This window comes from Micromonospora sp. NPDC049836 (assembly GCF_044465125.1).
GTDB lineage: Bacteria > Actinomycetota > Actinomycetes > Mycobacteriales > Micromonosporaceae > Micromonospora.
Map to the genome: position 1 here is coordinate 156,489 of NZ_JBITLH010000007.1, position 24,269 is coordinate 180,757.

Sequence of the window (24,269 nt, forward strand, 5' to 3'; positions counted from 1 at the left end):
GGCCATGGCCGAGCTGGAGTTGTCGGCCTCGCGTGGCGCCCCGAGCGGCACCACCGCACCATCCACCCCTCGTTGAAACTGGGAGCAGGTTCTCGTGAGTCGGACCCGGCGTTCGTCTTCCCCGACGGCTCGACCGGGGGTGGCGCCGCCGGGCGGCCGGGTGGCCCGGGCGGTCACCCGTACGCTCAGCGAGGACCCACTCGGCGGCACCGTGCGCCGTACCGTCCTGCCCAGCGGGCTGCGCGTCCTCACCGAGGCCATCCCGGCGATGCGCAGCGTGTCGTTCGGCATCTGGGTCGCCGTCGGTTCCCGTGACGAGACCGGGCCGCAGGCCGGGGCCGCGCACTTCCTGGAGCACCTGCTCTTCAAGGGCACCAGCAAGCGCACCGCGCTGGACATCTCGGCGGAGATCGAGGCGGTCGGCGGCGAGACCAACGCCTTCACCACGAAGGAATACACCTGCTACTACGCCCGCGTGCTGGACGAGGACCTGCCGCTGGCCATCGACGTCATGTGCGACCTGGTCGCCGACTCGGTGCTGGAGCCCACCGACGTGGAGACCGAGCGCGGGGTCATCCTCGAAGAGATCGCCATGCACGACGACGAGCCCGGCGACGAGGTGCACGACCTCTTCGCCCGTGCCGTCTACGGCGATCACCCGCTCGGCCGGCTCATCTCCGGCACCGAGGAGACGGTCACCCCGATGACCCGGGGGCAGATCCAGAGCTTCTACCGCCGCCGCTACACCCCGCCGCAGATCGTGGTGGCCGCCGCCGGCAACCTCGACCACGGCGCCGTGGTCCGGCTGGTCCGCCAGGCGCTGCGCGGCACCCCCCTGGACACCGATCCGGCGGCGCCGGCGCCGCGCCGGCCGGCCGACCCGGCGGTACGCACCAAGCCGGTCACCACGCTGGTCGAGCCGAAGGAGACCGAGCAGGCGCACGTCATCCTCGGCTGCCCCGGCATCGACCGGGCCGACGAGCGGCGGTTCGCCCTCGGTGTACTCAACAACGTCCTCGGTGGCGGCATGTCCAGCCGGCTGTTCCAGGAGATCCGCGAGCAGCGCGGGCTGGCCTACTCGGTCTACTCCTACGCCAGCCAGTACGCCGACAGCGGCCTGTTCGCCGTCTACGCCGGCTGCGCGCCGGGCAAGGTGGACGAGGTGCTCCAGTTGACCCGCGCGGAGCTGGCCAAGGTGGCGGAGCACGGGATCACTGAGGAGGAGCTGGCCCGGGGCAAGGGGATGAGCAAGGGCTCCTTCGTCCTCGGCCTCGAGGACACCGGCTCGCGGATGAGCCGGCTCGCCAAGGGCGAACTGCTCTACGGCGACCTGATGCCGGTGGACGAGCTGCTCGCCCGGGTCGACGCGGTGACCCTGGCGGACGTGAACGTCCTCGCCGCCGAGCTGCTCACCCGGCCGATGTCCCTCGCCGTCGTCGGCCCCTTCGACGAGGCCGCCTTCCTCAGCTGACCCACCCCGCCTTGCGTCGCTCCGCGCGACCGCCCCGTCGGGCTGCCCCGCCCGGCTGCCCCGTCGGGCCGCCCCGTCGGGCTGCCCTGCCGGGCCGTGGCCGTCTGCCCCCGCCGCCCGCCGCCCGCCGCCCGCCGCTTGGCGCTTGGCCTGCCCGTGGCCCGGCCGCCCCGGCCGTCGGCCGGGTAACGGATTGCGGCAAGCTGGGGCTTCCCAGGCCCGGGAAGGCCCGTTTTGCCGCAACCCGAGTCGATCATGATCGGGCGAAGGCCCGTTTTGCCGCAGCCCGACGTCTCGACGGGGAGTGCCGGAGGCGAGGTCCGGCCGGTCGGGGAGGCGGCGTCTCGTGGGGAGTGGTCGGGTGGTGGGACGGTCTCGGTCTGCCAGGGAGGCGACGTCCGATTGGGATAGGTTGTGCCCCGTGACTGACGAGCAGGAGAAGGACCGGGCCGAGCCGATCCGGGTCGGCGTGCTGGGCGCCCGAGGCCGGATGGGCATGGAGGTCTGCAAGGCGGTCGACGGGGCCTCCGACCTGGACCTGGTCGCGACGATCGACCAGGGGGACGACCTGGTCGTCGTGGGCGACGCCGGCGCCGAGGTGGTCGTCGACTTCACCACCCCCGACGTGGTGATGGACAACCTGCGCTGGTGCATCGATCAGGGGATCAGCGCGGTGGTCGGCACCACCGGCTTCACCGAGCAGCGGCTGGACCAGGTACGCGGCTGGCTCGCGGGCAGGCCCGAGGTGGGCGTGGTCATCGCCCCGAACTTCGGCATCGGTGCGGTGCTGATGATGCAGTTCGCCGCGAAGGCGGCCCGGCACTTCGAGTCGGTCGAGATCATCGAGCAGCACCACCCGCGCAAGCTGGACGCGCCGAGCGGCACCGCCACCCACACCGCCCGCCTGATCGCGCGGGCCCGCGCCGAGGCCGGTCTCGGCCCCACCCCCGACGCCACCAAGGACGAGGTGCCCGGCGCCCGCGGCGCCGACATCGACGGGGTACGCGTGCACGCGGTCCGGGCCGCCGGCCTGGTCGCCCACCAGGAGGTGCTCTTCGGCACCACCGGCGAGACGCTGACCATCCGGCACGATTCGCTGGACCGGGCCTCGTTCATGCCCGGGGTGCTGCTGGCCGTGCGTGAGGTGCGCCGCCGGCCGGGCTTGACGGTCGGCCTGGACGCCCTGCTCGACTGACGGCCGGCCGCCCGGCGGACGACGGACGCCGAATGACGCGCAGCCGTTCGCGGCCGCAGGACGGCGGGCACCGGTGACGGTCGGCGTTCCGGGTCCGGCCTGCGGCGGAGGGACGCCGGACGATCGGCGGGACGCCCCATGTGGCGGGTCCGGCTGGCGGCGGACGCGCCGCGCCGGGTGATCGGCCGTCCCGGCGGGGACCGGTGCCGGGCGGAGGAACCCGGGTGATCGGCCGTGCCGGCGGTGGACCGGTGGCGGCCGGCAGGTCCGCAACGGCGATCAAGCGGGGCGCGGGTCGGCCGGTGCAGGCTGTCAGCATGACCTCGCCGGATGGGCTCACCAGAATCCTCGACTCGATCCAGGTCGCGCTCGACGACCCGACCGCCGGGCCGGGCGAGGTCGCGGCCCGGGCCCACCTGTCCCGGTTCCATTTTGACCGGTTGGTCGCCGCCGCCACCGGGGAGCCTCCCGGCGCCCTGCGGCGGCGGCTGCTGCTGGAGCGCGCGGCGCACCGCCTCACCACCAGCGACCGGACCGTCCTCGACATCGCCGTGGAGGCCGGGTACGGCTCGCACGAGGCGTTCACCCGCGCGTTCCAGCGGGCGTACGGGGTGGCACCGACCGCCGTCCGGCGGCGTCCACCGGTCACCTTCCGCGAGCTGGAGCTGTCCTGCCCCAGCGGCGTCCACTTTCAACCGCCCGGTGGCCTGCGGCTGCCGGCTACCCGTCAGGAGACTGCGATGAACGTCCTCCAGCACCTGGTCGACCACCACGTCGACACCCTCACCGCGATCATCGAGCGGGCCGGCACGCTCAACGATGAGGTGCTCGACCGGCCCATCACCGTGTCGGTGGAGACCATCGACGACCGGCCGACGCTGCGTTCCCTGATCAACGCCATGGTCACCCAGGAGGAGCACTGGCTGTCGGCGCTGCGTGGCGGCGACTGGCCGGACGAGAGCGACCAGTCGGTGCGCGGGCTGGCCGCCCGGCACGCGGCCGCCGGCCGGGACTGGCGCGCCTTCGTGGCCCGGACGTTGGCCGAGGGGACCCTGGCCGACACGTTCGTGGACACCACCTGCACGCCGCCGACCACGCACACCCTGGGCGGCACGATCGGGCACGTGATCACCTTCGCCGCCGTCCGGCGTACCCTCGCCGTCGGGGCCCTGGGCAGCGCGGGGATCACCGACCTCGGGGCGGGCGACCCGCGGCCCTTCCTGGACGCCGCGGCAGCGGGCTGAGTCGGCCGCCGGAAACCCGGTCGTCGTACGAGGCGGGCCACACCTAGGCTCACCCGCATGATCGATTCAGGGCTGGCCGACCGCGTCGGCCGTCGGGTGACGCTACGACCCGTCGACGACGAGAACTGGCGGGCCGTGGCGGACGTCGCGCCCCGCGACGAACAGCGTTCCTGGGTGCCCGCGCTGGCCGCCCGCTACCTCCTGCTCACCCTGCGCTCGCCGGTGTGGACCTCGCTCGCCGTGTACGCGGACGACACCGTGGTCGGGCACCTGATGTGGGGCGTGGACGACGACGAGTCCCGCTGGATCGGCGGCATGGTGATCGACGGTGCCGAGCAGGGCCACGGGGTGGGTCGGGCCGCCGTACGCACCCTCGCGGAGTGGCTGGCCGCGCAGGGCCACCCGGTACGCCTCAGCTACCACCCGGAAAACCTCGCGGCCGCCGCCCTCTACCGCTCCCTCGGCTTCCAGCCGACCGGCGCGATGGAGGACGACGAGGTGGTCGCCGAACTCAGCCCGAGCTGACCCGAAGGCCAGCCCCGACGTGAAGGCTGGGCCTGACCGCGAAAGGCCGAGCTGACCGGAAGGCCGCGCTGGCCGGTAGGGCGGCCTGGTCGCACCGGTGCCGCCGATGGTCCTGCCCCGTGCCGGGACCACCGGCGGCGCGGTGGCGTACGAGAGATGGACGAGACAGGCCGGCGAAACTCATCGGTGGCTCACCCGTCCAGCCGCAGCGGCAGGCCGAAGCGGGGGAAGAGGTCGGGCAGGAGGAAGTGGTGGAGCCCGGCGATCCGGCCGCCGGAAAGCTCGAGCACCTGGATCGAGAAGGCCGCGTGGCCGCCGGCCGGATCGACCCGGTACTGGGCGAAGGCCGGCCCACCGTTCGCGGCGATCGGCACCAGCCGCGACCCCCGGCACTCGGCGCCCGGACCGGACAGCCAGCGGCCGATCTCCGTGGCCCCGCGCAGCCACATCGCGTACGGCGGCATGCTCTGCACGGCGTCCGCCCGCAGGAGCGCCACCAGCGCGTCGATGTCGTACCGGGTGAAGGTGTCCACGTACCGGTCGAGCAGGTCGCGGTCGGTCGGGTCGAGCCCCGGGCCGGCGGCCGGCGCGATCCGGGCCCCGGCCAGCGTGGCCCGGGCCCGCTGGAGGGCGCTGTTGACCGCCGGCACGCTCGTGTCGAGCAGCTCGGCCACCTCGTCGGCCCGCCAGCGCAGCACGTCCCGCAGGATCAGCACGGCCCGCTGCCGGGCCGGCAGGTGCTGGAGCGCGGCCACGAACGCCAGCCGCACCGACTCCCGGGCCACCGCCAGCTCGGCCGGGTCGGCCGGCAGCACCGCGCCGTCCGGCACCGGCTCCAGCCAGTCACCGGCCGGCGCGCCGAGCGACTCGACCACCGGTGGCGACGGGGCGCCCAGGTCGACCGGCAGGGCCCGCCGGGCGCGCCCGCGCAGCAGGTCGACGCAGATGTTCGTGGTGATCCGGTAGAGCCAGGTGCGCAGGCTGGACCGGCCGTCGAAACCGTCCCACCCGCGCCAGGCCCGCAGCAGGGTCTCCTGCACCGCGTCCTCGGCGTCGAAGACCGAGCCGAGCATCCGGTACGCGTAGCCGGTCAGCTCGACCCGGAACGCCTCCAGGTCGGTGGGGTTCGCCGTCGCCGTGGTGCTCATCGCCCCACCGTAGGCGCACCGGCTGACAACCGGCGCGCGCGGGGCGGGTACCTCAGGGGGCGTCCGGCGTGGCGGGGACGGCGACGTGCAGGCGGAGCTGGGGGACGAGCATGTCGTCGACGTCCAGCGCGCGGGCCGCGCCGTCGGGCTCCCAGCCGGTGGAGGTGAGGAATTTCCGGGTCGCCGCGTCGGCGTCGAAGACCCAGGCCACCGCGCGGCTGAGGCCGTCGGCGCGCCAGTGGTCGACGGCCGCGGCGAGCAGCCGGCTGCCGTGCCCGCGTCGCCCCCAGCGCGGCTCGACCAGCAGGTCGGTCACGGCGGCCACGCCCTCGCCGAGCGCCTCGGCCGGCTCGCCCGGCGCCAGCGCCTCGGCATCGGCCGGACCGGACGCGGCGAACCCCACCAGATAGGATTGCTCGGCCTGTTCGACGGCGACCAGCACCCGGTGCGCGCCCGAGGGCGGCTCCTGCACCGCCGCGCTCCACCGCCGCGCCAGGTACGCCTCGTCCAGGTTGTCGAGCACGTGCCGGGGCAGGATCCGGCGGTACGCGACCCGCCAGGTCGCGAGCTGGATGCGTGCGATCTCGGCGGCGTCCTCCGGACGCGCGGGGCGGACGTAGCCTGCAGCCATGGCACGTGAGCCTACGCAGGGCGAGGGAGGCGACGGTGGCGCAGGGTGCCAGGCGGACGATCGGGCAGGTCGTCGCCGTGGTGGTGCTCGCCGGCGTGGTGGCCGCCTTCCTCGCGGTCGCCGCCGTCCGGCACGGCTTCTTCGACCTCAAGGTCTACTACGGCGCGTTGCGGTTCTGGGTGCACGACGGCGGCGAGATCTACGACTTCCTCAAGGCCGGCACCCAGTACGGCTTCACCTATCCGCCGTTCGCCGCCCTGGTCATGCTGCCGATGGCGTACCTGCCCTGGCCGGCCGCGATCACTGTGAGCGTGGTCATCACCGTGCTCGCCAGCACCGTGCTCATCTGGTGGCTGGTCGACCCGATCGCCCGCCGCGCGGGCTGGACCGGCTGGTTCAGCCTCGCCGTCGCGCTCCTGCTGGCCGCGGCCTTCGAGCCGATGCGCGAGACGGTGAACTTCGGCCAGGTCAACATGCTGCTGCTCTTCCTGGTGGCGGCGGACCTGCTGCGGCTGCTGCCGGCGGGCAGCCGGTGGGCCGGCGTCGGCATCGGCCTGGCCACCGCGATCAAGCTGACCCCGGGCCTGTTCATCCTGTATCTGCTGGTCACCGGGCGGTGGCGGGCCGCGTTCACGGCGATCGGCACCGCGACCGCGGCCACCCTGCTGGCCGGCGCACTCGTCCCGGACGCCTCGCGGGAGTTCTGGACCACGGCGTTGTGGAACACCGACCGGGTGGGTGAGCTGGCCTTCATCTCCAACCAGTCGCTGCGGGGGATGGTCGCCCGGCTGGACCCGGTGCATCCGAGCACGGCCGCCTGGCTGGCGCTGGCGCTCGCCACCCTGGCCGTCTGGGTGTGGCGCTCCCGGGCCGCCGTCGCCGCCGGCGACGAGGCGACCGGGCTCGCGCTCACCGGCGTCACCGGCTGCCTGATCAGCCCGGTGACCTGGGTGCACCACCTGGTCTGGCTGCTGCCCGCGCTGATCCTGCTGGTCGACAACGGCATGGCGGCGCCCGCCCGGGGCCGCCGGCGCCGCCTGCTGCTGGCCGCCGCGTTCGTCGGGTACGCCTTCCTGATCAGCCGGATCGTCTGGGCGTGGGAGGACGACTTCACCGGCCTCGACGGCTTCCTCGGCAGCAACACGTACGTCTGGATCAGCCTGGTCCTGCTGCTGGTCCTGCCGATCCGGCGCTCGGCCGCGCCGGCCGGCGGCGGCTCCGCCGACCCGGACGGGCCGACCCCGTCAGCCGTCCGCCCGGGCGGTGTAGCGCAGCTCGCGGAGGCGGACCGGCTCGCGCCCACCGGCCAGCGGCACCGGGTAGGTGGACTCCGCACCGTCGGGTGACAGGCCGGCCCGCTCGTAGAAGCGGCGGGCCCGGGCGTTCTCGGCCAGCACCCAGAGCCGGTACTCCGTCCAGCCCTGTTCGGCCAGTCCGGACCGGGCCGCGGCGAACAGCGCCCGTCCGGCCCCGGTGCCCCAGTGCGCCGGCTCCAGGTACATCGCGAGGATCTCGCCGTACCGCGGGTCGAGGTCGGCGCGGTCCTGGTTGTTCCGGTACGGGCCGAACGTGGCGAAGCCGACGACGGCGCCGTCGACCTCGGCGAGCAGGGTGGTGAACGGGTGTTCGGGGTCGGCGGTGCCCAGGTCCCGGCGGCGCTGCGCCCAGGCGACCGGGTTCAGCCGGGCCAGCACCTCCTCCGGCATGATCCCGGCGTACCCGGCCTGCCAGCCGTGCACGTGCGCCCGGGCGACCGCCTCGGCGTCGTCGGGTTCCTCGCGGCGAATGGTGAGCATCCGTCCGTTCTATGCCGGTCGGGGCGGCGGGTCCAGCGTCCGCTCCGCACGGGACACAACTCGCCCGTCCGGGCCGGCCCGCCGGGTGCGGGACGGGCGTCGTACCGGTGGATTAGGGTCGCCGACGATGGCCGCACCGGAATCGCTCTCGCCCGCCCAGGCCCGTCGGGTGGCGCTCGCCGCCCAGGGCTTCGCCGACCCGGCGCCGACCGGCGTGCCCACCCGCCGGCACCTGCGCCGGGTGTTGGACCGGGTCGGGCTGATCCAGATGGACTCGGTCAACGTCCTGCAACGGGCGCACTACCTGCCGCTCTACAGCCGGCTCGGGCCGTACCCGACCGCGCTGCTCGACACCGCCGCCTACCGCCGCCCCCGGGAGCTGTTCGAATACTGGGGGCACGAGGCGTCGCTGGTGCCGGTCGGCCTGCACCCGGCGCTGCGCTGGCGGATGGCCCGGGCCCGGGACGAGGCCTGGGGCGGGATGCGCCGGATCGCCCAGGAGCAGCCCGAGCTGGTCGCCTGGGTCCGCGACGAGGTGGCCGCCAAGGGGCCGCTGACCGCCGCCGAGATCGAGCACGACGCCCCCCGGCAGACCGGCAACTGGGGCTGGAACTGGTCGTCGGTGAAGCAGGCGCTGGAGTTCCTGTTCTGGGCCGGCGAGGTGACCGCCGCCGAGCGGACCACCTCGTTCGCCCGCCGCTACGACCTGCCCGAACGGGTGCTGCCGCCGGCCGTGCTCGACGCGCCCACCCCGAGCGACGCCGACGCCCACCGGGCCCTGGTCGCGATCGCCGCCCGGTCGCTCGGGGTGGCCGCCGAGGCGGAGCTGCGCGACTACTTCCGGCTGCCGGCCGCCGCCGCCCGGCGGGCGGTCGCCGAGCTGGTCGAGGCGGGCGAGCTGACCCCGGTCACGGTGTCCGGCTGGCGACAGCCGGCCTACCTGCACGCGCAGGCCCGGCTGCCCCGCTGGGTGCGCGGCAACACCCTGGTCAGTCCCTTCGACCCGCTGGTCTGGGAGCGGTCCCGCGCCGAACGGCTCTTCGACTTCAGCTACCGGATCGAGATCTACGTGCCGGCGCCGCAGCGGGTGTACGGCTACTACGTGCTGCCCTTCCTGCAGGGGGAGCGGTTCACCGCCCGGGTCGACCTGAAGGCCGACCGGAAGGCCGGGGTGCTGCTGGTCCCCGCCGTGTGGGCCGAGCCCGGGGTGGATCCGGGGGAGACCGCCGTGGCGCTGGCGGCCGAGCTCTACCGGCTCGCCGGCTGGCTCGGTCTCGACGCGGTCGCCCCGCCGGCGGCCGGCGATCTGGCCGCCCCGCTGACCGCCGCGCTGGTGGGCGTGGCCGGTGTACGGTAAGCCCGTGACGACTGTTGACCGGCCCGGTGCCCCGGCCGACCCGCAGGCTGTTCCCGTCGCGCCTCCCGCTCACCCCGCGCCCGCCGGCCAACAGCCGGCGCCCGTCGGCCCGCCCGCCGCGCCCGTCGGCCCGCACGCCGCGCCCGTCGGCCCGCACGCCGGGCCCGGTCCCGACGGTGCGGCGATCTGGCCCGCCGGGGTCACCTACCAGCCGGTCGAGCCGGACCGGTTCACCCGCCTGGTGCTGCGCCTGCACGCCCGCGCCCCGCGCTGGGCGGTGCCCCTCGCGGCGCTCGGCTGCGTCGGCGTCGGCATGACGTACGCCCTGCTCAGCGACCCCACGCACAGCGACCCGGACGCCCGCCCGACCTGCCTGCTCAAGCTCCTCACCGGGCTGGACTGCCCGGGCTGCGGCGGCACCCGCGCGCTCTGGTACGTGTTGCACGCCGACCTGCCGGCGGCCGCCCGGCACCACTTCCTCTTCGTCTTCGCGCTGCCCTTCCTGGCGTACCTCTTCGTCGCCTGGGCCGGCAACCGGGCGTTCGGCTGGCGGCTGCCGGAGCTGTCGCTCAGCCCTCGGGTGATCGGTGGCTTCCTGGCCCTCTGGTTCGCCTTCTCAGTGGCCCGCAACCTGCCCTGGGCCCCGTTCACCGCGCTCTACGTCTGACCGGTGCGCCGATTCACGTCCGGCGTGCCCCCGTTTCGCGAGCGGCCCACCGGCCACTACAGTCCCAGGAATGCCGGAGATGGTGCAGCCCCAGGTCAAGCTGATCGCGTGGACCCAGTTCCAAGCGCCGGACGACGTGCCGTGGTCGACCGACGCCGAGGGCGGCCAGGCCCTCGCCGAGTTCGCCGGCCGGGCCTGCTACCAGAGCTGGAAGAAGCCGAACCCGGCCACCGCCACCAACGCCGGCTACCTGGCGCACATCCTGGACGTCGGCCACCTGAGCGTGCTCGAGCACGGCTCGGTGAGCTTCTACTTCAGCGGGGTCTCCCGCTCCTTCACCCACGAGCTGATCCGGCACCGGCACTTCTCCTACTCCCAGCTCTCCCAGCGGTACGTCCCGGAGCGGGACGCCGCCATGGTCGAGCCCGCGGTGATCGCCGAGGACCCGGAGCTGCACAAGACGTTCGTCGAGGCGAGCGAGGCGGCCGTCCGGGCGTACACCGAGCTGCTGGCGGGGCTGGAGGCCCGGTTCGGCGACGAGCCGAACCCGACGCTGCGCCGCAAGCAGGCCCGGCAGGCGGCCCGCGCGGTGCTGCCCAACGCCACCGAGACCCGGATCGTGGTCACCGGCAACTACCGGGCCTGGCGGCACTTCGTCAAGATGCGCGCCACCGAGCACGCCGACGTGGAGATCCGCGAGCTGGCCGTGGAGTGCCTGCGGCAGCTCCAGGGGGTGGCGCCGAACGTCTTCGCCGACTTCGTGATCTCCACGCTGCCCGACGGCACCGAGGTGGCGGCCAGCCCGCACGCCGAGTGAGTCCTGCGCCCTTCGCCGCCGGGCCCCCGGTGGTCGTCAGCTAGGTTGTGAACATGACGCACGACCACCCTGCCGCTCCCGTCCGGGGCGCGTCGCGCCCGTTCGGGCGGTTGATCACGGCCATGGTGACCCCGTTCACCGCCGACGGCGCCCTCGACCTGGACGGCGCCGTACGGCTCGCCCAGCACCTCGTGGACGAGCAGGGCAACGACGCGCTGGTGCTCAACGGCACCACCGGCGAGGCGCCGACCACCACGGACGCGGAGCAGGAGGCGCTGATCCAGGCCGTCGCGGAGGCGGTCGGCGACCGGGCCCGGATCGTCGCCGGGGTGGGCACCAACGACACCCGGCACACCATCGAGCTGGCCGCGCAGGCCGAGAAGGCCGGCGCGCACGGCCTGCTCGTGGTGACCCCGTACTACAGCAAGCCGCCGCAGGCCGGGTTGCTGCGGCACTTCACCGCGGTCGCCGACGCCACCGGGCTGCCGGTCATGCTGTACGACATCCCGCACCGCGCCGGCACCGCGATCGCCACCGAGACCCTGGTGACGCTGGCCGAGCACGGCCGGATCGTCGCGGTCAAGGACGCCAAGGGCGACCTGACCGCCACCTCCTGGGTGCTGGCCCGCAGCGACCTGGCCTTCTACAGCGGCGAGGACGCGCTGACCCTGCCCGCCCTGGCGGTCGGCGCGGTCGGCGTGGTCGGCACCTCCACGCACTTCACCGGTGCGCAGACCAAGCAGATGATCGAGGCGTACGAGGCGGGCGACACCGCCACCGCGCTGCGCCTGCACCGGCAGCTGCTGCCGCTGTTCACCGGCATCTTCCGCAGCCAGGGCGTGATCCTGGTGAAGGCGGGCCTGGCGGCCAAGGGGCTGCCGGCCGGCCCGGTGCGCGCGCCCCTGGTGGACGCCACCGCCGACGAACTGGCCCAGCTGCGCGCCGACTGCGCGGCGGCGGGCCTGCCCCTGCCCGAATGATCGAACGACACGACGGCGCCGGACGGCGTCGCAGAATGAGGTGAACGCGTGACCGAGGCGCACTTCGAGGGTGAACTGCCCCCGCCGCTGCCGGAGGGCGGCCTGCGGATCATCCCGCTCGGCGGACTCGGCGCCATCGGCCGGAACATGACCGTCTTCGAGTACGACGGCAAGCTGCTGATCGTCGACTGCGGGGTGCTCTTCCCCGACGTCGAGCAGCCGGGCGTGGATCTGATCCTGCCCGACTTCGGGCCGATCCTGGACCGGCTGGCCGACGTGCAGGCGATCGTCCTCACCCACGGCCACGAGGACCACATCGGCGCGGTGCCGTACCTGCTCGCCCACAAGCCGGACATTCCGCTGGTCGGCTCCCAGTTCACCCTCGCGCTCGTCGAGGCGAAGCTGGCCGAGCGGCGGATCCAGCCGTACACACTGACCGTGGCGGAGGGGCGGCGGGAGCGGCTCGGCCCGTTCGAGTGCGAGTTCTTCGCCGTCAACCACTCGATTCCGGACGCCCTCGCGGTGGCCATCCGTACCCCGGCCGGCCTGGTGCTGCACACCGGCGACTTCAAGATGGACCAGCTCCCGCTGGACGGCCGGATCACCGACCTGGCCGGTTTCGCCCGGCTCGGCGCCGAGGGCGTCGACCTGCTGCTGTCCGACTCGACGAACGCCGAGATCCCCGGTTTCGTCACGCCGGAGCGGGAGATCGGGCCGGTGCTCGACTCGATCTTCGCGAAGGCCAAGGGGCGGATCATCGTCGCCTCGTTCGCCTCGCACGTGCACCGGGTGCAGCAGGTCTTCGACTCGGCGGTCGAGCACGGCCGCAAGGTGGCGCTCATCGGCCGGTCGATGGTCCGCAACATGGGCATCGCCCGCGATCTCGGCCTGCTCAACATCCCGCCCGGCCTGGTGGTCGGGCTGGAGGAGGCCACCACGCTGCCGCCCGAGCAGATCGTGCTGATGTCCACCGGGTCGCAGGGCGAGCCGATGAGCGCGCTCGGCCGGATGGCCAGCGGCGACCACCGGCACATCACCATCGCCCCGGGCGACACCGTGGTGCTCGCCTCCTCGCTGGTGCCCGGCAACGAGACCTCGGTCTACCGGGTGATCAACCGGCTGGCCCGGGCCGGCGCCACCGTGATCCACAAGGACGTGGCGAAGGTGCACGTCTCCGGTCACGCCCCCGCCGGTGAGCTGCTCTACCTGCTCAACGTGACCCGCCCCAGCAACCTCATGCCGGTGCACGGCGAGTGGCGGCACCTGCGCGCGCACGCCCGGCTCGGCATCGAGTCCGGCGTGGCGGCCGACCGGGTGGTGCTCTGCGAGGACGGCGACGTCGTCGACCTGGTCGACGGCCGGGCCAGCCTGGTCGGCCACGTCAAGAGCCGGTACGTCTACGTCGACGGCCTCGCCGTCGGCGACGTCAGCGAGTCGCTGCTCACCGAGCGCCGGATCCTCGGCGACGGCGGTTTCATCGCCACCACCGTGGTGGTCGACTCGGTCACCGGCAAGGTGGTCGGTGGCCCGACCCTCTCGGCGAAGGGCTTCTCCGAGGACCCGGAGGCGTTCAGCCCGGTGATCCCGCTGGTCACCGAGGCGCTGAACCGCGCCGCGGCGGACGGCATCACCGACCCGCACCAGCTCCAGCAGATCGTCCGGCGCACCGTCGGGCGCTGGGTCAACGACGCGTACCGCCGCCGGCCGATGATCGTGCCGACCGTGGTCGAGGTCTGACCCCACCGGCTCCGCCCGCCGGTCCACCGTCCGCGGTGGGCCGGCGTCGCCGTCCCAGGGGTACGCCCCGCAGTCGGGCGGCCACGCTGCGCCGAACCTGACCGGCCGACCTCAACCGATCGGCGTCCGTCTCCGTACTCCCGTCCGGCCGGGGTGACCCGCGCCGGCCGGGAGGAGCGTGGCGGATGGACCGCAGACGGATGACAGCCATCGGCGTCGTGGTGGCGGCGGTGGGCGCGACGGCGGCGGTGACGCTGCCCTCGTTCGCCGGGGAGAACGCGCCGGGCCGGCGCGCCGCGCCCCCGGCGGCCGGCGGGGTCGCGCCCGAGGTGCTGGACGCGCTGAGCCGGGACCTCTCGCTCACCCGGGACCAGGCGGCGAGGCGGCTGAGCACCGAGCGGTGGGCCGCCGGCACGGTCACCCGGCTCCGCGCCGACCTGGGCGCCGACTACGGCGGCAGCTGGCTCGGCGCCGACGGGCGGACCCTGCACGTGGCGGTCGCCGACCCGGCGCGCGCCGCCCGGGTACGGGCCGCCGGGGCGGTGCCGGAGCAGGTCGACCGGGGCGTGGCCGAACTGGACGCGGTGAAGACCCGGCTGGACGCGGCCGGCGCCACGGCCACCCCGGACATCACCGGCTGGTACGTGGACGTGGCCGACAACGCGGTGGTGGTGCTCGCCCAGCCCGGCGCGGCGGCGTCCGGCCGCCGCTTCGCCGCGGCCGGCGGTGTGCCCGCCGGCACGGTCCGGGTCCGCACCAGCGACGAGGCGCCCCGGCCGCTGTTCGACGTCCGAGGCGGCGACCCGTTCCTGATCAACAACGCGGCCCGCTGCTCGGTGGGCTTCTCCGTGGTCGGCGGCTTCGTCACCGCCGGGCACTGCGGGCGGCCCGGTGACCGGACCACCGGCGCGAACCGGGTCGCGCAGGGCACCTTCGCCGCGTCCTCGTTCCCGGGTGACGACTGGGGGGTCGTGCGGGTCAACGGCGACTGGACACCGCAGGGCGTGGTGAACGACTTCAACGGCGGCACGGTGCCGGTGAACGGTTCGACGGAGGCCCCGGTGGGCGCCTCGGTCTGCCGTTCCGGCTCGACCACCGGCACCCGCTGCGGAGTCATCCAGGCCCGGAACGCCACGGTGAACTATCCGGAGGGGACGGTCACCGGGCTGACCCGCACCGACGTCTGCGCCGAGCCGGGCGACTCCGGTGGCGCGTGGCTCTCCGGCGACCAGGCGCAGGGGGTCACCTCGGGTGGCTCCGGCGACTGCACCCGGGGCGGGGTGACCTTCTTCCAACCGGTCAACGAGATCCTCCAGCGCAACAACCTGACCCTGGTCACCGCGGCCGACGGCGGGGCGCCGAGCACGCCGCCGGCCGACGGCGGGGCGACCCCGCCGGCCCCCACCGCGCCCGCCCCGCCGACCGAAGGGCCGGACGGGTGCGCCGGCCAGGTCAGCCGGACCGGGCAGGTCGCGGCCGGTCGGGCGCAGGTCCAGCCGGACGGCCGGTTCTTCCGGACCTCCGGCGGCACCCAGCAGGCCTGCCTCGCGGCGCCGGACGGGGCCCGCGTCCGGCTGGAGCTGCAACGCTTCACCGGCAGCGCGTTCCGCACCGTGGCCCGTGCCGAGACCGCGGACGGGCCGGCCCGGCTGAGCGTCGCGACGCCGGCCGGCGCCTACCGCTACCGGGTGGTCGGGCTGGCCGGCGCCGGCGCGTACACCCTGGCGTTCTCGGTCCGCTAGCAGACCGGGCGGGCCTTACCGGACCGCGGCCCCCGGTCACCACCGCCCGGTGGCCGGGGGCCGCGCCGCGTCCCGGCCCGGCCAGCGCCGGGGCGCGGTCAGCCCTCGTCGCCGCCGGGCAGCGCGGCGACCGCCTCGGCGTACGCGACCCCGGTGCTCACCGCGGCGGTCACCAGCACCACCAGCTGCGCCGGGGCCACCCCGTGCGCCAGGTCGGTGGTGACGCCGCCGACCAGCACCAGCGCCCCGTCGCCCGGATCGTGCACGTACGCGGCCGGCAGCAGCCGGTCGTGGTTCCAGGCGTTGCAGAACGCGTACGCCTCGGCACGTCGGTCGGCCGGCACCCGGCGGGTGGCCACCACCCGGGCGTGCAGGATCTCGCCCCGCTCGCCGAGCCGGCGGAACTGGATGACGGCCGCGCCCCAACGCCCCACCACCGCGCCGTCCGGCTCCACGGCGTACCCGTCGCCGCGGGCGTCGAGGGCGCGGGTGAGCAGCGCCAGGCTCAGCGGGACGGGTTCCTCCTCGCCCGGCTCGGCCGGGTCGTCGGGCCGGTCGCCGTCCTCGTCCTCGTCCTCGGCCGGTAGCGGCACCGGCTCGGCGACCGGCCGGTCGGCGAGCCAGGAGGCGATCCGCCCGGACTGGTGCCCGGTGCCGTTGCGGGCGTCGAAGCTGCCGGCCAGCGCGGTGGCGAGGGCCTGCAACTGCCCGCCGAGCGTGGCCACGTCCAGCTCGGCCGCGGGCCGGGCGCCGTGCCCGGGCCGGTGGATCCGTCGCCCGCCCAGACCGGCCTCCACCGCGAGGGCGCAGACCAGCGACCCGGCCGCGGCGAACTCCATCGCGGCGAGGTCGTCCACCGGCTGGTCCAGCCGGGGCAGCTGCTCGGCCAGCACCGCCAGCCCCTGTTCCAGGTGCCCGCCCAGCGCGCAGAAGCGCAGGTGGGTGGCGAGCAGCGGGAACGCCGCCCGTTCCCGGCGGTGCCGGCGGTACGCGCGCACGTGCGCCCGGGCCGCCCGCGTCGCCGCCCCGGTGCGCAGCCAGGGCAGCAGCCCGGCCACCAGGGCACGCTCCGGCTGGTCGGTGCAGTCCACCTCGCCGTCGAGCACCGGGCGCAGCGCTTCCAGGGCCTCGACCGGCTCGCCCCAGCCGGCCAGCAACTCGGCCCGCCGGGCCGGCGCGCAACCGGGACAGCCGGCGACCGCTCCGGCGGTGGCCCCGGCACCGTCCGGTCCGGACGCGGCGGCCTGCCAACGGGCGTACTCGCGGCGGGCGGTCGGCTCGGCACCGAGATGGTCGGCGAGCCGGCAGCGCAGCTCGGCCACCGGCTCGGCCGCCCCGCCCAACCGCTCGGCCAGGTCGTCCAGCAGGGACCGCGCCTGGTCGAGCCCGACCCGGGGGGTGCCCAGCAGCGCCTCCACCGCCTGCCGCTGGTGCCGCAGCAGCCGGGTCACGTCGCCGGGTCGGCCGCCGGCCGGCTCCTGTGCCAGCGCGGACCGGCAGCGGCGTACCGGCTCGACCAGCCGCCATCCCTGACCGAGCTGGAGGTACGTCTCGATCAGCGCGAAGCGGGCCGCCAGCGCGGTACCCGGGTCGCCGGTCGCGTCGGCGTGCGCGGCGATCCGGTCCAGCTCGGCGCAGCGGGCCTCGCCGTCGGGCAGGTCGAGGGCGTCGGCCAGCGCGTCGGCCGGCCCACGGTCCCGGGCGGTGGTCACCGGACCGCCCCGCCGGGCAGCCGCGCCACCTCGGCGGCGAGCTGGCAGCCGGTGCTGATGCCGCAGTCCAGCAACTGGTCGAGCTGGTGCGGGGTGACGCCGCGTTCCAGGTCGGTGATCACCTCGCCGCAGATCTGCGCCAGCCCGTCGTCGGCCACGTGCACGAACGCCTTGGGCCAGAGCCGGTCGTGGTTCCAGGCGTTGCAGAAGGCGTAGAGGGCGGGCACGTGCTCGATGCCGAAGCGGTGCCCGGTGACGGTGCGCACCTGGAGCAGCTCCCCGTCGGCGCCCCGGCGGTGGAACCAGATCAGGCTCTCCGCCCAGCGGCCGACCAGGTCACCGGCGGCGTCCTCGGCCACCGCGTACCCCCGGTTGGTCAGCACGGCGGCGAGCAGGGCGCCGGTCAGCGGCCGCAACGTCTGCGGGTGTCCGGCCAGGGGGCCGTCCGGACCGTCCTCGAGCTCCGGCGACGCCATGAGGGCATCCCTTCTGCGGCGAATAACACAAACGGCGCCCGGCCCGTGCGGCGACGCGCGGACACGACCCGGAAAAGCGGCGATCTGCCGGGTCCCGCCGTTACGGTGACTCTATGGCGGGCCGTACCTCTCAGGCGAGCCGGCGGCGCGGCGCGTCGCCGCGCGGCACCACGAACAGCCGTGCCCGCCAGCCGGCCAAGAAGGCCCGCGCGGCGGCCCGGCGGCGGCCCGCGGCCGGCCCGGGTCCGGCCGTCTACCTGGGACGCGCGGTAGGCGCGGTCTGGATGGGCCTGGCGCACGGCCTGGGCTGGGCGGTCCGGGCCGCCGGCCGGCAGGCCGCCTCGGCCCGGGACCTCGACCCCGAGCACCGCCGTGACGGCGGCGGGCTGCTGTTGTTCGGCCTCGCCCTGCTCACCGCGGTGGCCATCTGGTTCGGCAAGGCCGGCCCGGTCGGGCAGCGGCTGGCGGACAGCGTCCGGCTCTTCCTGGGCGCGATCGCGATCGTGGTGCCGGTGCTGCTGATGATCGGCGCCTGGCGGCTGCTGCGGACCCCGGCCGACCCGGAGCACCGCGGCCGTGGCCTGGTCGGCTGGGGTTCGATGCTGCTCGCCACCGCGGCGATGCTGCACATCGGACAGAACCCCGTGGACGCCGTGCAGCGCGACTACGCGGGCGGGCTGATCGGCGCGGGCATCGGCGACCTGCTGGAGGCGGCGGTGACCGCCTGGGTGGCGGTCCCGCTGCTGATCCTGTTGCTCGTCTTCGGCCTGCTGGTGGTCACCGCGACCCCGATCAACAAGATCCCGGAGCGGCTCGGCCTGCTCGCCGGCACCCTGGTGGGGCCGCCCGCCGCAGCCGAGGAGGAGACCGGGGAGGCGCCGAAGCCGGCCCGTCGGCGGCCGGCCAAGCGGCTGCCGCCGCCGCTGGACCCGGCGGAGCTGGACGACGACCTCGACGGGGTGGACCTGCAGGACACCCTCGTGCTGCCGCGCAAGAAGGTGCCGGCGAGCCGGAAGCCGGTGGAGCCGCCGGAGCACTCGCCGCTGCCCACCCGGGCCGAGCAGCTCGCGCTCACCGGGCTGGCCGGTGACTACACGCTGCCGCCGGCCAACATGCTGGGCACCGGGACCGCGCCGAAGACGCGGAGCAAGGCCAACGACGAGGTGATCGCGGCGCTGACCGGCGTCTTCGAGCAGTTCGACGTGGACGCCGCGGTCACCGGTTTCACCCGCGGCCCGACGGTCACCCGCTACGAGGTGGAGCTCGGCCCGGGCGTCAAGGTCGAGCGGATCACCCAGCTCTCCCGCAACATCGCGTACGCGGTGAAGTCGCCGGACGTGCGGATCCTCAGCCCCATCCCGGGCAAGAGCGCGGTCGGCGTGGAGATCCCCAACACCGACCCGGAGAACGTGGCGCTCGGTGACGTGCTGCGCTCGCGGGCCGCCACCAGCGACCACCACCCGATGGTGGTGGCGCTCGGCAAGGACATCGAGGGCGGCTACGTGGTGGCCAACCTCGCCAAGATGCCGCACATCCTGATCGCGGGCGCGACCGGCGCGGGCAAGTCGTCGTGCCTGAACTCGCTGCTGGTGTCCATCCTGACCCGGGCCACGCCGGACGAGGTGCGGCTGCTGCTGGTCGACCCGAAGCGGGTCGAGATGACCGGCTACGAGGGCATCCCGCACCTGGTCACCCCGATCGTGACCAACCCGAAGAAGGCGGCCGAGTCGCTGGAGTGGGTCGTCCGCGAGATGGACATGCGCTACGACGACCTCGCCGCCAACGGGGTCCGGCACATCGACGACTTCAACCGCAAGGTGCGCAACGGCGAGATCAAGGCCCCGCCGGGCAGCGAGCGGGAGCTGCGGCCGTACCCGTACCTGCTGGTGATCGTGGACGAGTTGGCCGACCTCATGATGGTCGCGCCGCGCGACGTGGAGGACTCCATCGTCCGGATCACCCAGCTGGCCCGGGCCGCCGGCATCCACCTGGTGCTGGCCACCCAGCGGCCCTCGGTCGACGTGGTGACCGGCCTGATCAAGGCGAATGTGCCGTCCCGGCTGGCGTTCGCCACCTCGTCGCTGGCCGACTCGCGGGTCATCCTCGACCAGCCCGGCGCGGAGAAGCTGCTCGGCCGGGGTGACGGGCTCTTCCTGCCGATGGGCGCGTCGAAGCCGGTCCGGATCCAGGGCGCCTGGGTGACCGAGCGCGAGATCCACGACGTGGTGAAGTTCTGCAAGGACCAGCGCGAGCCGGAGTTCCGCCCGGACGTGCTGACCGTTGCGCAGGAGAGCAAGAAGAAGATCGACGAGGACATCGGCGACGACCTGGACCTGCTCGTCCAGGCGGTGGAGCTGGTGGTCACCTCGCAGTTCGGCTCGACCTCGATGCTCCAGCGCAAGCTGCGGGTCGGCTTCGCCAAGGCGGGCCGGCTGATGGACCTCATGGAGACCCGGGGTGTGGTCGGCCCGTCCGAGGGCTCCAAGGCCCGCGACGTGCTGGTCAAGCCGGACGAGCTGGCGGAGGTCCTGGCCGGCCTGCGCGGCGGCGAGGACTGACCCGAGCGGTCACCGCGCGGGTTGTCCGGTGGCCCCCTGCCGGCCCGCGGGGCGTACCGAGCGACGGTGACACTGCCCGCACACGCGCGACGGGCCCGCCGGTGCTCCGGCGGGCCCGTCCGCGACGTACGGCGGCGGTCAGGAGTTCAGGATCGCGTAGCCGATCACCATGCCGAGCACGGCGCCGACCACGCTGGCGGCGGCCGCGTACCAGCCCAGCGGCTTGTCGCCCAGCACCGCGCCGACGATGCCGAGCACCAGCCCGACCAGGCCGAACAGCGGCGGCAGGAAGAAGATCGCGATCACCGCGAAGACGAACGCGATGATGGTGCAGACGCGCGCGGCGCTGCTGCGCGGGCGGGTGGTGGCGTGGATGTCGGCCATGGTCTCCTCCGTGAGGTCGGTCGCACTGTTGAGGTGCCGCATCACTACCCGCCGCGACCCCGCCGGCAAACCGGACACCCGGGCCTAGTGGAACAGTTTCAACCCGACCACGCCGGCGACCACCAGCAGCAGGGCGCCGATCCGGGGGAGGGTGGCCGGCTCGTCCAGCGCCAGCATGCCGACCAGCGCGGTGCCGACCGCGCCGATGCCCACCCAGATCGCGTAGCCGGTGCCGACCGGGATCTCCCGCAGCGCGTACGCCAGGCCGGCCATGCTGGCCACCAGCGAGGCGGCGAACACCAGCGATGGGACGGGGCGGCTGAAGCCGGCGCTGCGGTCCAGGGCGATCGCCCACGCGGTCTCCAGCAGTCCGGAGAGCACCAGCACGATCCAGGCCATGACGGTCACCTCTGACGGGGCGGGCCCGGCCGGGAGGGCCGGGACGGGCGGTCACGCTGGGGCGTCTTGGCCTGACCGGGTACGCCCACCACTCGTCCGGGGCGGCACCGGCCGCCGCCGTCGACGCTAGCACCGCCGCGATCCTCGGGTGGCGCGGTGACGAAGCCCACCATCGCTGGAGTTGACGTCAACTTCAGGTTGCACGATGTGGTCATGACCGTGCTCTTCTCCGACGCGGACGTCGCCGCCGCGGTGGACGCCCCGCTGACCGTCGCGGCGATGCGGGACGCGCTGCTGGCCGCGTACGACGGGCGGCTGATCGCGCCGCCCCGCGCGTCCGCGTCGCTCGGCGGCGGCCGGATGGTGCTCACGGCCGGCCACCTCACCGGCGAGTGGTACGGCTTCCGGTCGTACGACACCTTCGGGCACCCGGAGAGCGGGCAACTGGTGGTGCTGCACGACGCGCGGACCGGCGCGGTGCGGGCCATCGCGGTGGGCGAGGAGCTGGGTTCGCGCCGCACCGGGGGACTGGGCGGGGTGGCCGTGGACGCGCTGGCCCGCCCCGACGCCGCCACCCTCGGCGTGGTCGGCTCCGGCCGTCAGGCGTGGACCCAGGTCTGGGCGGCCGCCGCGGTGCGCCCGCTGCGCGAGGTGACCGTGCACAGCCGCTCGGCGGCCCGGCGGGACGCGTTCGCCGCCCGGGTCCGGGCCGAGCTGGGCCTGCCGGCCCGCGCGGTCGGCTCGGCCGCCGAGGCGGTCCGCGGCCGGGACCTGGTGGTGCTCGCCACCACCAGCACCACCCCGGTGCTCGACGCCGCCGACCTGGCCCCGGGCACCCACGTGAACACCGTCGGCTTCAAGCAGGCCGACCGGCACGAGTTCGGCACCGACCTGCTGGACGCCGCCGACCTGCTGGTCACCGACTCGCCGGCCCAGGCGGCCGCGTACGTCCCGCCGATGCTCACCGCCGTCGAACCGTACGCGGACCGGCTGCGCGACCTGGGCGCGGTGCTGGCCGGGGCGGTCCCCGGCCGGACCGGCGCGGACCAGCTCTCGGTCTTCTGCTCCACCGGCCTGGCCGGCACCGAGGTCTTCCTCCTCGACCGGCTGGCCCGGGTCGGCGCGGCAGTCCGCTGACCCGCGGCTCGGTGTGAGCCGGCCGATGCCCCGGCCGGGCGGCGCGGCGATCCCCGCGCCGCCCGGTACCCTCGGATGGTGTCTGCCACCTCCCCTTACGACAACTCCAGCGCGCCGCGCCGCGACCCGGAGCCGTCGGCCACCGGCCGTCGGGTCGCCCTGCTGACCTTGGGCTGTGCCCGCAACGAGGTCGACTCGGAGGAGTTGGCCGCCCGGCTGCACGCCGACGGCTGGCAGGTGACGACCGACGGCGAGGGCGCCGACGTGGTGGTGGTGAACACCTGCGGCTTCGTCGAGAAGGCCAAGCAGGACTCGATCCAGACGCTGCTGGCGGCCGCCGACACCGGCGCCAAGGTGGTCGCGGCCGGCTGCATGGCCGAGCGGTACGGCCGCGAGCTGGCCGACAGCCTGCCCGAGGCGCAGGCCGTGCTGAGCTTCGACGACTACCCGGACATCGCGGCCCGGCTGGACGCCGTGGTGGCCGGCGAGGCGCTGGCCGCGCACACCCCGCGGGACCGGCGCGAGCTGCTGCCGCTCACCCCCGTCAAGCGCCGCGAGGCGGCGGTGTCGCTGCCCGGCCACGGCACCCCCGCCCGGGTCACCGCCGAGACCGACGAGCACACCCCGGCGCACCTGCGGCAGGTGCTGCGGCACCGGCTCGACACCGGCCCGGTGGCCTCGCTCAAGCTGGCCAGCGGCTGCGACCGGCGCTGCGCGTTCTGCGCCATTCCGGCGTTCCGGGGCGCGTTCGTCTCGCGGACCCCGGACGAGCTGCTCGCCGAGGCGGAGTGGCTGGCCAAGACCGGCGTCCGCGAACTGGTGCTGGTCAGCGAGAACTCCACCTCGTACGGCAAGGACCTGGGCGACCCCCGGGCGCTGGAGAAGCTGCTGCCGCAGCTCGCCGCGATCGACGGGATCGTCCGGGTGCGCGCCAGCTATCTCCAGCCCGCCGAGACCCGGCCCGGCCTGGTCGAGGTGATCGCCACCACGCCGGGCGTGGCGCCCTACTTCGACCTGTCGTTCCAGCACTCCAGCGAGCCGGTGCTGCGCCGGATGCGCCGGTTCGGCTCCACCGACCGGTTCCTGGAGCTGCTCGCCTCCGCCCGGGCCCTCGCCCCGGCGGCGGGCGCCCGGAGCAACTTCATCGTCGGTTTCCCGGGCGAGACCCGGCAGGACGTGGCCGAGCTGGTCCGCTTCCTGACCGAGGCGCGGCTGGACGCGATCGGCGTCTTCGACTACAGCGACGAGGACGGCACCGAGGCCGCCGGCCTGCCCGGCAAGGTCTCCGCCGCCACCGTCAAGCGGCGGTACGACCGGCTGGCCGCGCTCGCCGACGAGCTCTGCTCGCAGCGGGCCGAGGAGCGGCTCGGCTCGACGGTCGAGGTGCTGGTGGACTCGGTCGCCGACGGCGTGGTCGAGGGTCGCGCCGCGCACCAGGCGCCCGAGGTGGACGGCTCGACCACCCTGGTCGCCCCGGTCGGTGGCGGGGTCGATCTGGCCGCGCTGCGCCCCGGCGACCTGGTCCGGGCCACGGTGACCGCGACGGAGGGTGTGGACCTGCTCGCCGTACCGGATGAGATGATCTCGGCGGCGCCCGGCGCGGCACGGTGACGGCGGGCCCGGACGGAGCGGGGAAGCCACGTGGGGCGGTGCCGGAGATGACCGGGGCGGAGTCGGTGGCGGCCCGGGTGCCGTTGCTCAACGCGGCGAACGTGCTGACCGCGCTGCGGTTCGTGCTGGTGCCGGTCTTCGCGGCCACCGTGGTGGTCTCGGCGATGAGCCACGCCGGCTGGCGCACGGCCGCCTGCGTGATCTTCGTGGTGGCCTCGGCGACCGACCTGGTCGACGGCTGGATCGCCCGCCGGTTCGGCCTGGTCACCTCGCTGGGCAAGGTCGCCGACCCGATCGCCGACAAGGCGCTCACCGGCGCGGCGCTGGTGCTGCTCTCCTGGTACGACCGGCTGCCCTGGTGGGTGACCGTGGTGATCCTGGCCCGCGAGCTGGGCATCACGGCGTTGCGCTTCTGGGTGATCCGGCACGGCGTGATCGCCGCCAGCCGGGGCGGGAAGATCAAGACGGCGTTGCAGATCCTCGCGATCACCTGGTACCTGTGGCCGATGCCGGCGGCGCTGGCCCCGGTCGGCCCGTGGATCATGGGGGCCGCCGTGCTGGTCACCGTGGTCACCGGCTTCGACTACGTCGCCCAGGCGCTGCGCCTGCGCCGCCCGGCCCGCTGACGCCCGGCGCACCCGCGGGTCCGTCCTGCACGTGACGGGGGGTTGGTGGCGATAAC

The 24,269-nt window shown here is 74.9% G+C and carries 22 protein-coding genes and 1 riboswitch; of the genes, 15 read left to right on the forward strand and 7 right to left on the reverse strand.

Going from position 1 to position 24,269, the window contains the following annotated elements; translation table 11 throughout:
- The first annotated feature begins 94 nt into the window (after window positions 1-94).
- From ACIBPB_RS20310 to ACIBPB_RS20325, 4 genes are all read left to right on the forward strand, one after another.
- Window positions 95-1,471 (forward strand): M16 family metallopeptidase, encoded by a 1,377-nt coding sequence (locus tag ACIBPB_RS20310; RefSeq protein WP_396841100.1) that lies wholly within the window; start codon window positions 95-97, stop codon window positions 1,469-1,471.
- 421 nt (window positions 1,472-1,892) lie between these two features.
- Window positions 1,893-2,666, forward strand: a complete 774-nt coding sequence (dapB, locus tag ACIBPB_RS20315) for a 4-hydroxy-tetrahydrodipicolinate reductase (RefSeq protein ID WP_396841101.1) — start codon at window positions 1,893-1,895, stop codon at window positions 2,664-2,666.
- A 317-nt stretch (window positions 2,667-2,983) separates the two neighbouring features.
- Window positions 2,984-3,910, forward strand: a complete 927-nt coding sequence (locus tag ACIBPB_RS20320; protein WP_396841102.1) for a helix-turn-helix domain-containing protein — start codon at window positions 2,984-2,986, stop codon at window positions 3,908-3,910.
- A 57-nt stretch (window positions 3,911-3,967) separates the two neighbouring features.
- Entirely contained in the window at window positions 3,968-4,435 is a 468-nt protein-coding gene (locus tag ACIBPB_RS20325; RefSeq protein WP_396841103.1) for a GNAT family N-acetyltransferase, read from the forward strand.
- 191 nt (window positions 4,436-4,626) lie between these two features.
- Here the strand turns inward: ACIBPB_RS20325 and ACIBPB_RS20330 are convergent, their stop codons facing one another.
- Both ACIBPB_RS20330 and ACIBPB_RS20335 read right to left on the reverse strand, forming a co-directional pair.
- Window positions 4,627-5,583, reverse strand: coding sequence for a sigma-70 family RNA polymerase sigma factor (locus ACIBPB_RS20330; RefSeq protein ID WP_396841104.1), 957 nt, complete (start codon window positions 5,581-5,583; stop codon window positions 4,627-4,629).
- A gap of 52 nt (window positions 5,584-5,635) precedes the next feature.
- Window positions 5,636-6,214: a GNAT family N-acetyltransferase gene (locus ACIBPB_RS20335; protein WP_396841105.1), complete on the reverse strand. Its 579-nt coding sequence runs from the start codon at window positions 6,212-6,214 to the stop codon at window positions 5,636-5,638.
- A 35-nt stretch (window positions 6,215-6,249) separates the two neighbouring features.
- Between ACIBPB_RS20335 and ACIBPB_RS20340 the strand changes: the two genes are divergently transcribed.
- On the forward strand, window positions 6,250-7,560 hold the full coding sequence (locus ACIBPB_RS20340; RefSeq protein ID WP_396841106.1) for a glycosyltransferase 87 family protein: 1,311 nt from the start codon (window positions 6,250-6,252) through the stop codon (window positions 7,558-7,560).
- Here the strand turns inward: ACIBPB_RS20340 and ACIBPB_RS20345 are convergent.
- A complete protein-coding gene (locus tag ACIBPB_RS20345; RefSeq protein WP_396841107.1) occupies window positions 7,459-8,010 on the reverse strand; it encodes a GNAT family N-acetyltransferase in 552 nt (183 codons plus the stop codon). The two genes, ACIBPB_RS20340 and ACIBPB_RS20345, sit on opposite strands and share 102 nt — an antisense overlap.
- A gap of 127 nt (window positions 8,011-8,137) precedes the next feature.
- On the opposite strand from ACIBPB_RS20345, the gene ACIBPB_RS20350 reads away from it, so the two are divergent.
- The 6 genes from ACIBPB_RS20350 to ACIBPB_RS20375 all read left to right on the forward strand — a co-directional run bounded on the left by ACIBPB_RS20350 (window position 8,138) and on the right by ACIBPB_RS20375 (window position 15,310).
- On the forward strand, window positions 8,138-9,367 hold the full coding sequence (locus ACIBPB_RS20350) for a winged helix-turn-helix domain-containing protein (RefSeq protein ID WP_396841108.1): 1,230 nt from the start codon (window positions 8,138-8,140) through the stop codon (window positions 9,365-9,367).
- Window positions 9,368-9,371: 4 nt separating this feature from the next.
- The gene (locus ACIBPB_RS20355; RefSeq protein ID WP_396841109.1) at window positions 9,372-10,034 is read left to right on the forward strand and encodes a DUF2752 domain-containing protein; all 663 of its coding nucleotides are present in this window, start codon (window positions 9,372-9,374) and stop codon (window positions 10,032-10,034) included.
- A 79-nt stretch (window positions 10,035-10,113) separates the two neighbouring features.
- Window positions 10,114-10,851: an FAD-dependent thymidylate synthase gene (gene thyX, locus ACIBPB_RS20360; protein ID WP_396841273.1), complete on the forward strand. Its 738-nt coding sequence runs from the start codon at window positions 10,114-10,116 to the stop codon at window positions 10,849-10,851.
- A gap of 53 nt (window positions 10,852-10,904) precedes the next feature.
- A complete protein-coding gene (gene dapA / locus ACIBPB_RS20365; protein WP_396841110.1) occupies window positions 10,905-11,831 on the forward strand; it encodes a 4-hydroxy-tetrahydrodipicolinate synthase in 927 nt (308 codons plus the stop codon).
- 48 nt (window positions 11,832-11,879) lie between these two features.
- A complete protein-coding gene (locus ACIBPB_RS20370) occupies window positions 11,880-13,568 on the forward strand; it encodes a ribonuclease J (protein WP_396841111.1) in 1,689 nt (562 codons plus the stop codon).
- Between the two features lie 185 nt (window positions 13,569-13,753).
- Entirely contained in the window at window positions 13,754-15,310 is a 1,557-nt protein-coding gene (locus ACIBPB_RS20375) for a S1 family peptidase (RefSeq protein ID WP_396841112.1), read from the forward strand.
- 98 nt (window positions 15,311-15,408) lie between these two features.
- Here ACIBPB_RS20375 and ACIBPB_RS20380 read toward each other — a convergent pair whose 3' ends face one another.
- Window positions 15,409-17,022 carry a YbjN domain-containing protein gene (locus tag ACIBPB_RS20380; RefSeq protein ID WP_396841113.1) on the reverse strand — a complete coding sequence of 538 codons (1,614 nt, stop codon included), beginning with the start codon at window positions 17,020-17,022 and terminating at the stop codon, window positions 15,409-15,411.
- Window positions 17,019-17,498 carry a YbjN domain-containing protein gene (locus ACIBPB_RS20385; RefSeq protein ID WP_396841114.1) on the reverse strand — a complete coding sequence of 160 codons (480 nt, stop codon included), beginning with the start codon at window positions 17,496-17,498 and terminating at the stop codon, window positions 17,019-17,021. The genes ACIBPB_RS20380 and ACIBPB_RS20385 overlap by 4 nt, the downstream gene beginning before the upstream one ends.
- Before the next feature lie 113 nt (window positions 17,499-17,611).
- Here ACIBPB_RS20385 and ACIBPB_RS20390 point away from each other — a divergent pair, with 113 nt between their 5' ends.
- Window positions 17,612-20,056, forward strand: coding sequence for a DNA translocase FtsK (locus ACIBPB_RS20390; RefSeq protein WP_396841115.1), 2,445 nt, complete (start codon window positions 17,612-17,614; stop codon window positions 20,054-20,056).
- Window positions 20,057-20,194: 138 nt separating this feature from the next.
- On the opposite strand, the gene ACIBPB_RS20395 is transcribed toward ACIBPB_RS20390, so the two are convergent.
- Entirely contained in the window at window positions 20,195-20,440 is a 246-nt protein-coding gene (locus ACIBPB_RS20395) for a hypothetical protein (RefSeq protein WP_357314950.1), read from the reverse strand.
- A gap of 84 nt (window positions 20,441-20,524) precedes the next feature.
- Window positions 20,525-20,839: a DMT family transporter gene (locus ACIBPB_RS20400; RefSeq protein WP_396841116.1), complete on the reverse strand. Its 315-nt coding sequence runs from the start codon at window positions 20,837-20,839 to the stop codon at window positions 20,525-20,527.
- Window positions 20,840-20,894: 55 nt separating this feature from the next.
- A riboswitch (guanidine-III (ykkC-III) riboswitch) is annotated at window positions 20,895-20,961 on the reverse strand.
- A 91-nt stretch (window positions 20,962-21,052) separates the two neighbouring features.
- Here ACIBPB_RS20400 and ACIBPB_RS20405 point away from each other — a divergent pair.
- From ACIBPB_RS20405 to pgsA, 3 genes are all read left to right on the forward strand, one after another.
- Entirely contained in the window at window positions 21,053-21,976 is a 924-nt protein-coding gene (locus tag ACIBPB_RS20405) for an ornithine cyclodeaminase family protein (RefSeq protein ID WP_396841274.1), read from the forward strand.
- A gap of 75 nt (window positions 21,977-22,051) precedes the next feature.
- Window positions 22,052-23,587, forward strand: coding sequence for a 30S ribosomal protein S12 methylthiotransferase RimO (rimO, locus tag ACIBPB_RS20410; RefSeq protein WP_396841117.1), 1,536 nt, complete (start codon window positions 22,052-22,054; stop codon window positions 23,585-23,587).
- A gap of 47 nt (window positions 23,588-23,634) precedes the next feature.
- The gene (gene pgsA / locus ACIBPB_RS20415) at window positions 23,635-24,213 is read left to right on the forward strand and encodes a CDP-diacylglycerol--glycerol-3-phosphate 3-phosphatidyltransferase (RefSeq protein ID WP_396841118.1); all 579 of its coding nucleotides are present in this window, start codon (window positions 23,635-23,637) and stop codon (window positions 24,211-24,213) included.
- Window positions 24,214-24,269 lie beyond the last annotated feature (56 nt).